Origin of the sequence: Terriglobus sp. YAF25 (genome assembly GCF_052113305.1) — a bacterium.
Lineage (GTDB): Bacteria > Acidobacteriota > Terriglobia > Terriglobales > Acidobacteriaceae > Terriglobus.
Map to the genome: position 1 here is coordinate 1 of NZ_JBFRCY010000054.1, position 14,392 is coordinate 14,392.

The window sequence follows — 14,392 nt, forward strand, 5'->3', positions numbered from 1 at the left end:
TCTGGAACTCGAAGAGGCGGATGCTTTGCTCCGCGCCATTCTCCGTGATGGTGAAGTCCTTCGCCGTCAGCCCGGGGATTGTGTTGCCCTTCTTATCTTTGACGGTCAAGGTCTCGACGACAAGGTTCGACGTCACCTTCATGGTGAAGACCTGGTCCTGCCCATCGACCTGCGGCTTGTTGGTGCCGGTCTGTTGGGCGGTGAGCGTCGTTGCGAGCAGCAGCGGCAGAAGTTTGCGCATTAGAAACGAAGCCTCGAGACGAATTGCACGGTACGCATATCATTGACGGCCGCGGGAAGGCCGAACTGGGTGGAGGTAAGCGTGGTGTTCCAGCGAGTAAAGGCAACGTGATTCAGAGCATTGGTCACATCAGCACGTATATCCAGGTTCATGTCGCTCTTCAGGCGGAAGGTGCGTGCGAGTGATGCATTCAGGCGAAACTGACCAGGGYCGGCAATGGAGTTACGGCCTGCATTGCCGAAGGTACCGGCGGCGGGCGTGGTAAATGCTGCGGGATTCAGATGCAGCCCTGCAGGCGCGGCGTAGACATCTGCACCTGTCAGTTGTGCGCGCAGGTTGTTGCTAACTCCGGTGCCGGGTGTAGCGACGGGATAGATTGGTGTCTGGGGCTGTCCGCTATTGAGCAGGATCTGACCAAGCACCGTCCACTCTTTGAGCGCCGTGCCTGCCTTGCCGCTCATCAGGGTGCCCCCCCCGATGCCCATGCCGGTGGTGTACTGCGCTGACAGCGAGAGCGTGTGCCGCTGATTGAAGGCCGAGCGTCCGCGTTCCGCTTGCAGGTCGCGCCAGTTCTGGGCAACAGTCGTGTCGTTCTTGGTTGTGGGAGCGGGTACGGCAAAGGGATTCTGCGAGGTGGCACCCGTGCCGGACGATGCGTTCTGTCCACCGAGGAAGGATGCATTGTCGATGGCGTTGGCGTAGGTGTAGTCCAGCGATGCGGTGAATCCGTTATGCAGACGGCGGCGAAGCTGTACCTGACCGGCATGACGTGTTGAATTGCCACCCGACGTCAGATAAGTGAAACCGTTCGGGCATGAAGGGCACAGATCCGTGCCGCCATAGGCGTAGGTGTTCGGCAGGATCTGTTGGGCCGCGTGCGTGCCTTTCAGGCCGTTGTAGGTGGCGGTCAACTGCAGCGAGAACGGCAGATCACGTTGAATGGCGAGCTGCCAATCCTGTACATAGCCAGCACGGAATCTCGGATCGACGGCGAAGGTGTTGGAGGTGATGCCAGCGCAGTTCTGAAAACCGTTGGCCAGGGTGATAGGGCAGGTGCTCGAACGTTGCACAGACAAGGAACGCGAGAGCGGCGCCTGCTGTGCCAGCTTCAGGGCAGTGGTCTGGTAGACAGAGCTGTCGAAGTAGATGCCATAGCCAGCGCGCACGACAACCGATGATGCAGGAATCGGCCGCCATGCGACCCCGATGCGTGGCTGGAAGCCTTTGCGGAAGGGGTGGATGAGCGAGTCAGGATAGTGTTGTCCTGTCAGGCTGCCGGTTGGGGAGGAGGCCAGCACCTGCGAGACAGCAGAGAAGTCCGGCAGGATGTCGAGATTTACCATGCGATCTTTCAGCTCAGTGATGGGCGCTCCGTACTCCCAGCGGACACCTGCCTGGACGGTGAAGGTCGGCGTCATGCGGAAGTCGTCCGTGGCATAAGCCATGATGACGTTCTGGCGGAAGTACTTATCGGGGTTGCCGGTAGCAAGGGTGCTGGTATCAGGCACGCCGATCAGAAAGCCTGCGAGATCGTTGCCGGTGGCCGTGCCGGTAAAGCTGAACGAGCCGCGCGGGTTCTCCTGCGTGAAGTAGTTGAACTGCTGACGCCGATACTCGCCGCCGAAGGTCACGTTGTGGCGTCCGCGATTCCACTGCATGGCGCCGGTGATGGTCTGCGTCTGGTTGCGGTTGTATGCGGGAATCCCATCGGTCAGGCCGGCGATACCGCTGGCGAAGGAAAGCGTCGGGGGGCCGTAGTTGAACGGATCCTGGTTATTGCCGGAGATGCCTGCATTGCCGGAGACGTTGGTGCGGTCCTGAAAGTTGGCAGAGGAGCGCTGTGTCTGCCGCGCGAACTTATAGCCGACATTGAAGGACCAGCGGCCGTTGATGCGGTGCGACCAGTTCACGCCTCCGGCTAGGCCGAAGCTCTTCTGGTGGTCAGTAAACTGGAAGAGCGTGTTCGACGAACTGCGGATCGACTGGAAGTTGAAACTACCGTAAACCTGGTTCTTTCGGCTGACTGTCTTGTCGACGCGCGCCTGCAGGGCATCCTGGTGTGAGCTGCTTAGCAGTGTCGTCTGATAGTTGTAGCGCGTGCTTCCGGAGAGATTCGGCAGCGGATAAAACTGCAGCRGCGATGTCGCCTGGGGCGAGACCGGGACCTGATTGTTGGTGTAAGGAAGTCCGGTTGCCGGATTGATGATGGATGTGGCGGCTGAAGATAAATCGCCATTGCGCTGTGCTTGCGTCGGCACCAGCGCAGAGGAAGAGCTGGCATTGCTGTTCCGTGTCCATTGGTACGCAAGAAAGAACGTAGGTGCATTGTTGCGGTTGGTCAGATGCGGAATACGCAATGGTCCACCGAGCGTGGCCAGGCCGGTGAAACGGTAGTAAGAAGGCTTGGGGACATCAAGACCCGTGATCGAGTACTGCTTCGCGTCGAGGATGGAACTGCCAACACTCATGATTCCGATACCGCCGTTGTAGAGCGAGCGGCGGTTGTTACGGCGATTGCCGATGGCGGCAAACTGCGCGAAAGGCGAAGATGCTCCGTTGTTCACGCTGCCATTGATCAGCAGACCATCGTTGTTACGTGCTTCCTGTGTCGCAGGAGGTGGCGGCGCGGCGGCGGCATCCTCTTTGGTATCGGGGCCCTTCTTTGCAGGCGTGGGCACGGCGGCAGTAATCACTGGAGCAATCGGCTGATCCGCGGGCTGTGCATGAATCTCCGCCAGAGGCAGTAGCTTCAGCTCGAACTTGGTCGCATCCGTCGCACTTGAGGTTACGTTCACCTCCTGCGTGACGGTAGTAAAGGCAGGCTTGCTGATACGGATCGACCACGCGCCGTCAGCGATGTTTGAGAGGGTATAAAAGCCCTGTTCGTCCGTGACTGCCGTGACAGTAGTGCCCGCATGAGTAGCGGTGATAACAGCGCCAGGAACGGGGAAGCCGCCATAGAGAACCTGCCCCCGCTGTTCAGCGGCGAAGGCGGCACAGGGCACGAGAACGTATGCGCAGAGAGAGCGGAGTGTGCGTATCAGAGTCATCCAATGGCTTTCTTGTGCTGCGGAACGTCAGGTTAGTTTTCTGTAGGACGTTCGATATGGTTGATCGCAACCGCTGCCACAGTACCTTTTTGTGATTCGAGCTTTAGACCGAGTTGTTCCTGCAATGCTGTGAACAGGGTTGGGCCTGTCTCGGCGGTGGTTGTGCCGGTTCCATCTGAGGCAGAGTTGGACTGCGGCGTCCAATGCAGCTTCCAGTCATACTCGCCAGGCATGTTTGTTTTATCGACGACCACACGCCCATCAGCCTCAGGCATGCGGGAGATCACACTGGCAACCAGCTCCATGGTGGCGGCCTGGGCCTCCACATCACCCGGCCCATGGCCCTGCCATCCACGGAACTTCCGTTGTTCTCCGGACGCCAGTGGCGGCGTGGGAGTGATCTTCGGTCCACCCTTTGTGACGACCAGCGCATAGATCGGTACTTCGGCTGTTTGCGGTGTGGCTTCTAGATGGAAGCGCTCTATCAGCATCTGTCGCATCATTGACCGCAGTGCTTCAAAACGGCCCTCGAATGCCATCTTCATCAGCGCGGCGCTCTCGGCCTCGTCTTCCTGAGCATCGATCTCATACCGGTCTGTCTTCACCCAGTCGGGAGCGTTCAAGAGTTGCGAGTCCGACTTCAGATCGTAGGCGAACTTGATCACATCCTTCAGCGGAATGTTATGTGCAACCATCTTGCCCTGATTGAAGTTCAGGGAGTTGCCAGTAGAGCCATGCGGTGTGGGCTTGATGACGACAACCTCAAACTTCGCACCGGTGGAGGGTTTTATCGACGCCACCTCGTAGACATAGCGGGTCTGCCCATAGCCTGCTATTGAACTGAATAGCAGGCAAGCCGTAAGAATGTGGCGTCGACTCATGGTGCTCAGTTCTCCGTCGGACGTTCCAGATCATCAATCACCAGCAGGTCTACCGGAGCCTTAGCCTGCTCCACTTTCAGACCGAGCTGTTCCTGCAATGCGGTAAAGAGAGTTGGTTTTGAGGTATCGGCTGTTGGAGCCGGCGCGGGATTGCCATCTGCTCCGTGAAAGCTATTTTGCTGTCTCTCGGGCGACCAGTCCAGTGTCCAGTCGAACCTGCCGGGAAGATTAGTCCGGTCCAGCACCACGCGGCTATCCATCTCGGTCATGTGCGAGAGCTGGTAGGCGAACATCTCCATGCTGCCGTTGGTCACAACCATGTGCCCGTTGTGTGTGCTTGAGCTGGTTCCACGGTCCTGGGGTTTAGCGTTAGGGTCGGCGCCTGGCGGCGGAGGGGGAGGAACGGTCGCTTTCAGCTTGCTGCCGCTTTTGGCAACCGTAAGGCTATAGACCGGTAGCTCTTTCTTCTCCCAATGGAACTTCAGGTGGAAGCGGTCTTCGAGCAGCGCCTGCATCATCTCCTGCTGCCACTTCTGACGTTCGTCGCGGGGGAGACTTTTCATCGCAGCGGCTGTCTCTTCATCCACCTTGGCATCGATATTGAACCGCTCTGATTTTGCCCAGTCGGGCATATTTTCGATCTGTGATTCAGACCGGATGTCGAAGCCCATCATCAGAACCTGCCGCACCAGAACGTTTTCGCACCGGATGCGATACGGTGTGGTGTTGACGCTCGTACTATCGTTTGCCGCGGCTGATGGCTTTACCGAAACAACTTCGAAGCTGTGCTTCTGCTGCCCAGCCTGAGGCGGACTCTGGGCATAGGTAGCCAGAGCGCTGCCCAGAACGCCGCCCAGCACGGCAGTTGCAAGAAGTCGATGCATGGCGATGGATACGCAGGCGGCCACGGTTTAGTTCGCTGTCGGGTGATCCAGATTTTCAACGCGGTAGCTCGTCACCAGGTCTTTGGCGGTCTCCAGTTTCAGGCCAAGCTGCTCCTCCAGGGCGGTAAAGAGCGTCGGACCGCTGGTGTCGGCCGCCGGCGGCGGAGGAGCTCCACCGTCTGCTCCACGGAAGGCGGGCGCCGGCATCTCCGGGGTCCACTTCAGCGTGAAGTCATAGTGTCCGGTCAGGCCGGTCTTGTCGACGACCACGCGTTCGCTGGCCTCAGGCATGTGAGAGATCACATTCGCAATCATGCCGGTTGTGGAGTCGGTTCCGGTCAACTCGCCCCGGCTGTTCATCATCATGCCCCGCCTCATGCGTTGAGGTCCTCCGGCGCCCGGCTCGGCAGCTGGTTTCGGGCCCGGCCCCGAATCAGGACCGGCATTCTCACCTGGCGGCGGAGCAGCCGATGGCTTCATCTTCAGTCCGCCCTTTGCCACCACCAGTGCGTAGACGGGCTGTTCTTTCTGTTCCTTGGCCAGCTTCAGGTGCAGCCTGTCTTCCAGCATCTTCTGCACCATGCGGCGCGTGGCATAGCCTCGCTCTTCCTCGGGCAGCTTTCGCAGGGCCCGGGCCTCTTCCTCGTCCTGCCTGGCCTCGATGTCATAGTGCTCCTGCTTTGCCCACTCCGGCAGGCCGCTTAACAAAGAGGGAGATTTGATCTCGTAGGCGAAGTTGATCAGCTCCACCAGGGGCATGTTCTTCGCATGCAGGACTCCATCGGACATCTGCATCATCATGCGCCGTTCTGCCGGATCGCTGGGCTTGATAGTGGCGACTTCAAAAGCTGGCTCGGGCCTGGCGGCCTGCTGTGCCGCAGCGATGCACGTAACCGTGACGCACGTAACCGTACAGAGGAAGAGAGCAGGAAGACGGTTCATGAGATTTCCTCGATGTGTTTCCTTGGACAGCGCCATCGGCGCATGGTTAGGTGCAAGGCCAAAATTTTCTCCGACTTAGAGCATTTTCCCTGTTGCTGGGTATCCCGGAAAGGGTGTGCAGCGGCGTTTTCATTGCGGAAAACGCCCATAGATACGGAAGCCCTACTCTACGCCTACAGAGAAAATGCTCTAGCGGCGTTTCAATGCATCCAGCTCGTCCAGGGTGCGTGGCCAATCCTTGCCGAGAAGGCGGGAAAGACTTCGGTCGGCCAGTACCCGGCCCTCGGTCTGACAGGTCGCGCAGTAGTTGGTCTCGTTATCCGCGTAGCGGATGCGCTGCACCGGCGACCCGCACCGCGGGCACGGTTTGCCGAAGCGGCCATGTACGGCCATCTCCGGGCGAAAGGCGGTGACCTTCTCCGGGAACTTTTCCTCGGCCTCTGCTTGCAGCCGGTCGATCCATTGTTGCAGCGCTGTGCGGGTTCCGTCATAGAGCCCCTGCCATTCCTCCTCGCTCAGCTTGCCGGTCTGGAGGATGGGTGAGAGCCGGGCCGTCCATAGAATTTCGTCAGAGTAGGCATTCCCGATGCCGCTCACAATCCGCGGATCGGTCAACGCGCGCTTGAGCGTCCGGTTCTCAACGCTCAGCGCGGCGCGGAACTCCTCCGGTGTCGCGGTCATTACGTCGATACCGCCGGGGTCCATCTCCAGCAGTGCGGCCTCGCTCCGCACCAGGTGCAGCGAGGCTCGCCTCTTGGTGCCGGCCTCCGTTAACAGGAGTGATCCATCCTCGAAGTCGAAGACGGCAAGATTGATCCTGCCACCGAGTTTGGCTCCCGCGGGCTTCCAGTGCAGACGGCCGGCGATCATCAGGTGCAGCACCAGGAAGAGGTCGTCCTCCAGAACGAAGACGATACGTTTGCCCACCCGCCGCAGTGCGAGGACTGTCTTGCCCTCGGCTTTATAGATGGGTGGGTCGGCTGTCCGCAGAAGGGATGGTCCCTGAATCCGTACCTGCAGCAGGCGCTTGCCCACGACCCGGGGAGTGAGGGCGTGGAGATAGGCAGCGATATCAGGCAGCTCCGGCATGGCACCAATATCTTATGGAAACGGGGAATTAGGGAACCGGCTTGAACGCTCCGGCGTAGAATCCACTCGAAGGAGCGACCCATCGCCATGCAAAGCCGTATTACCGGAACCACCATGCCCGTTCTCGAGTTCCTGCTCGAGCCCGGCGAAACCGTCATCTCTGAAGCTGGAGAACTCTCCTGGATGTCGCAAAGCATCCAGATGCAGACTCACACGCAGTTCGGGGGCGGAGGCGGTTTCTTCGGCGCGATCAAGCGTATGGCCGGCGGCGGATCGCTCTTCATGACCGAGTATCGGGCCCTCAACTATCCCGGCGAGGTGGCCTTTGCGACCAAGGTTCCGGGTCACATTGTTCCGGTGGAGGTCTCTCCCGGCCACGAGTACCTGATCCATCGGCACGGCTTCCTCTGTGCGACCTCGCAGATACAGCTTGGCGTCGGCTTCCAGCAGTCGCTTGGTGCCGGCATCTTTGGCGGCAGCGGCTTCATCCTGCAACGGGTGAGCGGTCAGGGCACGGCCTGGCTGGAGCTTTCGGGCGAGCTCGTCATCAAAGACCTTCAGCCCGGAGAGATCCTGCGCGTCCACCCCGGCCACGTCGGCGCCTTCCACGCAAATGTGAACTTCCAGATCACCACCGTCCCGGGCATCAAAAACATGCTCTTCGGCGGTGACGGCATCTTCCTGGCCCAGCTCACCGGTCCCGGACGTGTGTGGCTGCAGACACTACCGCTTCCGCGTCTGGCGCATGCGCTGCAGGAGTACATGACTGTGGAGCGTGCACGCGAGAGCGGCGAAGCCGGCGCGATTGGAGCGATTGTCGGTTCGGTGTTGAGAGATCGTTTCTAAGGTGGATGCGACCCACGCTCTGGGTGCCCCATCCATCGCTACTCACCCCAACGAACGAAGTTCGCCGGGACCCCTCCGCGCGTTCATAAGCTCGCATCAACTAAAGAAGGTCAATCCCACTCCATCCGTTGGGCCTTCGCCCCGTCGCTCTGCAAGGGCGGCTATGACTGAGAAGTGGAGTTGTTTTGGGAAAATGATCAATGCAGTTTGTTTCAGCCCTCTTCCGCAGATGCATATAAGTCTGATATTGATAGAGACGCAGTATGAGTCGATCCTAGAATCACAAAAGTAAGAAATTCGTAGTTTTTCTCCCTCTCTGTGCGCAATCGAAAGGTTGCTCCAGAAAATGAAGACTGTTGTTCGCATTGCGCTGTTTCTCTGCCTGTCCATATCAGTCGTCGCCCAGAATACCGGAACTGGTATTTATCCATTCGGGGCGTATGACGGGAATGGTCTTGACACCGTCAACATCGGAAATCTGAATGTTCATTTCGAACTTCCCGTTGTCAGCCGGCCGGGTCGCGGCCTCGCGTTCAATTACGCACTGAGATACGACGGTCTGATCTGGTCGCCTCTGGGAAATGCTTGGCAGCCGGACCACCAATGGGGATTTCACGGCAATGTCGGCGACGGCTTTATTGGCTTCCTCACCTACTCGACCTCGACCGCTTCTTGTGATTTATACGGCGGAGGCACCTATCCGGGAACCTACTATACGAACATTGCATATCATCAAGCGGAAGGAATCGTTCATCCATTTAATTATGAGTTGAAACAGTGCGGCGGCGGGGCTGCTTCAGTTGTAGATGGCGATGGGAAGGCCATCGACGGTTCCGGATATTCGCTAGACAACACTTTCGTTGTGCACACGCCTACCGGGAGCATTATCGATGCACCAATGAGCGCCGGCGGCTCGGGCTCAATTACAGACAGCAATGGCAATACAATTTCGGCCAATGGAGATGGAACATTCACAGATACGTTGGGCGTTACCGCACTAGCCGTCACAGGCAGTGGCAATGCTGGAAGCCCGCGTTACTTTACTTACCCCGTAACCCGCCAATCGGGGGGTGCGACATCGGCAAGCGTAAAAGTGACCTATCGCAGCTATACGGTCCAGACGAACTTTCAATGCGGGGGAATTAGCGAATATGGTCCGGCGACTGTTGACCTTGTAGACACGATCGAATATCCAGATTCTCCCTCCGACAAGTACTCCTTCCAATACGAAAACACGCCGGGGATTGGAGGATCCGTGACAGGACGATTAAAGTCCATCACGTTGCCAACAGGCGGCACGATAGATTACTCCTACAGTGGCGGCTGCAATGGAACAGGCATTTCTTCCGATGGCGCCCCCGTGGTTCTTACCAGAACCACTGTTTCCGGATCAAAGACTTTTACCCGAGCCATAACCGGCGCCGGAACTTCAAATACAGATGTTGTCGACGAGGCTAATAAGCTCCGGTCATTTGAGTTCTCAGCAAACGTTGAAAACAATCTTCCCTACGAGACCCGGCGGCGCATCTGGGACGGATCGACTAATACGACAACTCCCCTGATGGAGATGAACACTAGCTTTTTCTTCAACTACGCAGGGCCAGCACATACGCCATTACTCCGACGTGTGACGACAACCTCATACAACGGAGGCTCGCAGGTTTCCGTTCGCTACAACTACATAGGGCTTGGTGGGCTTGTCGGTAGTTGGTTCAGCTTCGATCCGCCGACTCCAAGCATTACGTTGGAGAGCTGGGGCGCCAGCCACGATATGTATGGGAATGTAATAAACGCAAGCTACTCCTCAGGAAGCAATATTCTGTCGCAGGTCATCAATGGATACAATGAGTCGTCTGTCGTCCCAACTTCAGGACTTCCCCAGCGCGGAACGTCTCAAATCGAACGGGGGAATTTGACATCTACATCCGTATGGGCAGGTGGTTCCACTTGGATCAGCACCACTTACACCAACTACGATACGGGCGCTCGCAAATCCGCCACGTTCAATAATCTGGAGACTGATTATTCCTATGACGCGACCCAAGCCTTCGTAACCGGACTCAGTACCCAGACGTCCGGCAACTCCGCCGTCAGTTCGCTGTCTACTTCCAGCACCTACGACGCTTCTTCGGCTGCGCAGCTCACGTCTACGGGGTACAACTCCGGGCAGACGACGGAAATAGTTCAATATGATCCGCTGATGCGTCCAAAGGACGTGACGACTCCGGGCGGTGGTGAGGTTCTATACACCTATACGCCAGGAAAAATTACGGTACAAACCAAGCTCAACAGTTCGGAGTGGTCCACGCAGGAGACCTTCTTTGACAACTACGGACGACGGGTACGCAACGCTGTGAGCAGTACTTCGTCAAACTGGTACCTGACTGATTCCTGCTACGACGCCACCGGTCACTTGCAGTCTACGAGCGCGGCCTACTCATCCTCCTCCGATACGGGAAGCTCACAATGTACCTCCAACAGCACTAGCTACACGTACGATGGCCTAGGTCGCGTGCTCACGATTTCCCGCCCGGACGGCTCCTCGGTTACGAACACCTACTGGTCCCGTGCAGTTAAAACACAATCTAATCCCGGAAAAGGGACTATCACCCAATACGACCTCATCGGGCGAATCAAGGAAGTGTGCGAACTCACAGGTACAACCCACGGCGACGATGCAGTACGACGCACTAGGGCGCCTGAATTCGCTCATCTATGATGACGGAAAGACCCCCACTAAGATCTATAGCTATGATCAAGCGACGGGATGGGGCGGAACGAACCTAGGTTCGTCGAAAGGGACGTTGACGAATGCACATGCTTCCATCGGCGCGATATGGATGGAGAGCGAATTCCTCTACGATTCCGCCAGCCGTATAAGTATCATCGGGCAATGCCTGCCTGACTGGTGCGGTAATCCAGCGCACGACGTGTGGCGGGCTTATTCGTATGACCTCGCTTCGCGACTGACCCAGGAATCATACACAACTTCTGTCGGCTATTTCCCGGTGCGCTACGGCTACAATCTCGCAGGCCAGTTGACTTCGATCAATGGGGGGCAGAACGACTCCACGAATGCTGACCTGATCTATAGCGCTGCTACCGTAAGTCCATTTGGCGTTTCGGCATCTGATTTCGGCAACGGCTTGAAAGGAGTCAATCACTTCGAGTCAAGCGGGCGGATAAGTGGGACATATGTCTGCGCAGGGAGCTATTCGGTCGACTGCGCGGGGGGGGAGTAGTGAACTGTACGGATTTTCATCCGGACCAGTTGGGGGACAAGTAAATTGGAGATGCGACACCATCGAAGGCAACTGTCTCGACTACACCTATGATGAGTTTGGGCGCTTGAAACACGGCAGTTCGTCAGGGACAGCCATCTCCGACTATTCCTATGATCGCTATGGCAATCGCTGGCAGCAGACTTCTTACAACGGTGGTTTGACAACGGCTTTGAGTTTCAACTCTGCCAACAATCAGATCAATAGTTCCGGCTATGTCTATGATGCTGCCGGAAATCTCACCCAGGACCCAAATCATAGCTATCAATATGATGATGACGGAAAACTGCTATCGGTTGATGACGGAGCAACCGCATCGTACATCTACGATGCATTCAATCAGCGGGTAAAGTTTGCGGACATAAGGGGGATCTATCGGTGCGGGTTCGATCTGTTCTCCCGGCGAGCTACGATTTGGTACGATAACGGCACCACCGCTCTGTCGCAATACTATGCAGGCGATTCCCCGATAGCGTATTGGTTGAACGGTGATATTTACTATCAACATCAGGACCTTGTGGGCACGGAGCGGGTGAGGACCAACAAATCCGGAACGGGTGCCGTAGCTCAATTCCAATCGGCTGAATTCGGGGACAACTATACGACACCGTCTTCAGATACCAACCTTCCTCATTTTGCCGGTACCGATCATGACTTGGGACAGGGAAATTTCACATTGGAACATGCTGCGTTTCGCGAATACGCTCCTTCCTACGGGCGCTGGATGAGTCCCGATCCCTACGATGGCAGCTACAACATCTTCGACCCCCAGAGCTTCAATCGTTACAGCTATGTGCAGAACAACCCTTTGGCACTTAATGATCCACTCGGTCTAGAGTCAGGCTGCGTTCGAAGCACGATCTCCTACTATGACGACAACGGGGTCGCTCACGCAATACCGGTGAACCCGGACCCTCGTTGCTTCAACTGGGACGACATGGGAGGAGGCGACAAATTGGGTCGCCCAAGCTGGCGTTTCGCTGATGGCATAATGGGTGGCTATTCCGTTGGTACTAACGTTTGTTCGGTACCGCTCGCGCCATCAAAAGTGTCAGTTAATACAAATATAAAGGGACAGGCAGGCACATCAACCCCCGAATGGGGTAATTGGAGAGGGGGACCACCCTATGGAGATGATCCAAATGACCAAGCCCAAATCATTGCTGGGTATAACTATTACAAATCTGGCTGCTATAAGAAAACCTAGCTTGATATTGCATGCGGCTTTGGCGGTGCTATGCCTCACGGGGTGCAACAATTGCGACAACACTGTGAAGTCTAAGGTGGTTTCGCCCGACGGTCGACTAATCGTTCGTACATGCGAACGTAACTGCGGTGCTACGACTGATTTCAGCTCTGTCGTGAATCTTCAGAGTGCATCGGCTAAGTACGATTCAAACGACGGAGTGTTGTTTATAGCAAAAGGGCGATACGATATATCGGTTAAGTGGATGGATTCAAAGAGCCTTCTCATCACTTGTACGGGCTGCTCCCGTCCAGATATTTTCCGTGAGGTCGGCGCCATCGGAGATATTGATGTGAGCTACCTGTTGAACCCCAAATAAAAAGCATCTACCCAGTCACCGTTCAAGGCTACTGAGGCAAGCGCCCGCAGACGAAATATGGACGTATGTTGTCGCGCAGGGTATGCAGGTGATGAAGGTCGTAATCAGTGTGACCCAAATGTGTCCATTCTCGGTCGCTTTCCGCGCCAGGACGGTGCTCCAAAGAGAGCGCCGTTCCACATGTTTAAAGCACTCTTAGTAGCATGCGATCAGAGCGGGATTGCGGTCCGAAAGGGCGCGAAACTGCACAGATGTCCTGCACAACATCTGCACAGCCAAAAAGCGCCTGCTTAAGTCACGCAGAAACAGTGATATACGGAAATCAACTCACACCTGCGGGATGACAAACAAAAGGTGTGCGACACGTCCTGGGGCGGGACCGGTAATCGAGGGTTGCGTTTCGTGGGTCCGGTCAGTAAGACTCAGGGTATAGCTCAAGCGCTCTACCTGAAAGGCCCTTCATCACTGATGCGACCGAACGCCCTGCTGCACCCTGCTTTGTCTTTGCTTCTCACCGCCACCCTGGTGGCGCAGAGTGCGCCGCCTCCGCTGGCCGGCACCGCTTTGCCTCCGGCTTCGGCGATGCCGTTGCCCTATGACCGCGGCTCGGCGGCCGTTTGGCAGGGCCTGCAGAAGCTGAGGACCCGCGCCAGCCTGCTGACCGTCAACGCCCATCCCGATGACGAGGACGGCGCCATGATGGCCTATGAGGCGCGCGGCAAGGGCGTCGATGCTTCGCTGTTTGTCCTGACGCGTGGCGAGGGTGGCCAGAATGTGATGTCCGGCGACTACTGGGATCAGCTCGGTCTGGTCCGGACGCAGGAGCTGCTCGCCAGCACCGGATACGAAGGCATTCATCTTTACTTTGGACGCTTTGCCGACTATGGCTTTTCCAAGACGCTGGAAGAGGCGCACAAGCAGTGGGGGCATGAGACCGTGCTGCGCGATGCTGTCCGCATCGTGCGTATCCTGCGGCCGATGGTGGTGACGTCAAGCTTCAACGGCAACTTCGCCGACGGACATGGACAGCACCAGGTCTCCGGAGAGATGGCACAGGAGGTCTTCAACGCCGCTGCCGATCCCAACATGTTCCCGGAGCAGATCAAGGAAGGTCTTCTTCCCTGGAAGGTGCAGAAGGTCTATGCGCGTGTCCCGTTTGCGCGCGTGACCGAGAAGGGCATCTTTGACTACGCCACCACCCGCTGGGAGCCGGTGGTCTTCCATAACTACGTCAATACTACGGATATCAAGACGCTGCCTTCGGTCACCGTACAGGTGCCGGTCGGCGACTACAGCTACGTGCTGGCCAACAACTATTCGGCGATCGCGCGTGAGGGACTGGCACAGCAGCGCTCGCAGAACGGTGGTATCGGTCCGGCTCTGCCCGCTCCGCAAAACTCGGCTTATCATCTGTGGGCCACGAGGGCTACGACGAGCATGCCGGAGAAGGAGAGCGATTTCTTCGAAGGCATCGATACCACTTTGCCGGCGATTGCCGATTATCTTCCGGCAGCGGAGCGCAACCCATGGCAGCAGCAACTGATACGCCTTGCCACGACGGTTGCGGATGCAGGCACGCACTTCGACCCGGCCGATCCCGGCAAGGTAGTGCC

10 protein-coding genes and 1 pseudogene are annotated in these 14,392 nt (G+C 57.2%); 5 read left to right on the forward strand and 6 right to left on the reverse strand.

All coding sequences use genetic code 11. The annotated features are described in order from the left end of the window. From AB4043_RS03545 to AB4043_RS03570, 6 genes and pseudogenes are all read right to left on the reverse strand, one after another. Positions 1-241 (reverse strand): annotated as a pseudogene (locus AB4043_RS03545) (VWA domain-containing protein); the annotation flags it as partial. After that, on the reverse strand, positions 241-3,291 hold the full coding sequence (locus AB4043_RS03550) for a carboxypeptidase regulatory-like domain-containing protein (RefSeq protein WP_442306512.1): 3,051 nt from the start codon (positions 3,289-3,291) through the stop codon (positions 241-243). The gene AB4043_RS03550 and the pseudogene AB4043_RS03545, both read right to left, overlap by 1 nt. 32 nt (positions 3,292-3,323) lie before the next feature. Further along, positions 3,324-4,172, reverse strand: coding sequence for a TIGR03435 family protein (locus AB4043_RS03555; protein WP_442301490.1), 849 nt, complete (start codon positions 4,170-4,172; stop codon positions 3,324-3,326). 5 nt (positions 4,173-4,177) lie between these two features. Further along, positions 4,178-5,056, reverse strand: a complete 879-nt coding sequence (locus AB4043_RS03560) for a TIGR03435 family protein (RefSeq protein WP_442301491.1) — start codon at positions 5,054-5,056, stop codon at positions 4,178-4,180. 27 nt (positions 5,057-5,083) lie between these two features. Further along, on the reverse strand, positions 5,084-5,998 hold the full coding sequence (locus AB4043_RS03565; protein ID WP_442301492.1) for a TIGR03435 family protein: 915 nt from the start codon (positions 5,996-5,998) through the stop codon (positions 5,084-5,086). Between the two features lie 189 nt (positions 5,999-6,187). Then, positions 6,188-7,087, reverse strand: coding sequence for an Fpg/Nei family DNA glycosylase (locus tag AB4043_RS03570; protein WP_442301493.1), 900 nt, complete (start codon positions 7,085-7,087; stop codon positions 6,188-6,190). A gap of 87 nt (positions 7,088-7,174) precedes the next feature. Between AB4043_RS03570 and AB4043_RS03575 the strand changes: the two genes are divergently transcribed. The 5 genes from AB4043_RS03575 to AB4043_RS03595 all read left to right on the forward strand — a co-directional run. Then, a complete protein-coding gene (locus tag AB4043_RS03575; RefSeq protein ID WP_442301494.1) occupies positions 7,175-7,933 on the forward strand; it encodes a TIGR00266 family protein in 759 nt (252 codons plus the stop codon). A gap of 346 nt (positions 7,934-8,279) precedes the next feature. Then, a complete protein-coding gene (locus AB4043_RS03580) occupies positions 8,280-10,652 on the forward strand; it encodes a hypothetical protein (RefSeq protein ID WP_442306513.1) in 2,373 nt (790 codons plus the stop codon). Between the two features lie 85 nt (positions 10,653-10,737). Further along, positions 10,738-11,175 carry a hypothetical protein gene (locus AB4043_RS03585; protein WP_442306514.1) on the forward strand — a complete coding sequence of 146 codons (438 nt, stop codon included), beginning with the start codon at positions 10,738-10,740 and terminating at the stop codon, positions 11,173-11,175. A gap of 106 nt (positions 11,176-11,281) precedes the next feature. Then, positions 11,282-12,421 carry an RHS repeat domain-containing protein gene (locus tag AB4043_RS03590; RefSeq protein WP_442306515.1) on the forward strand — a complete coding sequence of 380 codons (1,140 nt, stop codon included), beginning with the start codon at positions 11,282-11,284 and terminating at the stop codon, positions 12,419-12,421. A gap of 826 nt (positions 12,422-13,247) precedes the next feature. Further along, positions 13,248-14,392 (forward strand): PIG-L family deacetylase (locus AB4043_RS03595; RefSeq protein WP_442306516.1); only part of this gene is annotated, 1,145 nt, incomplete at its 3' end.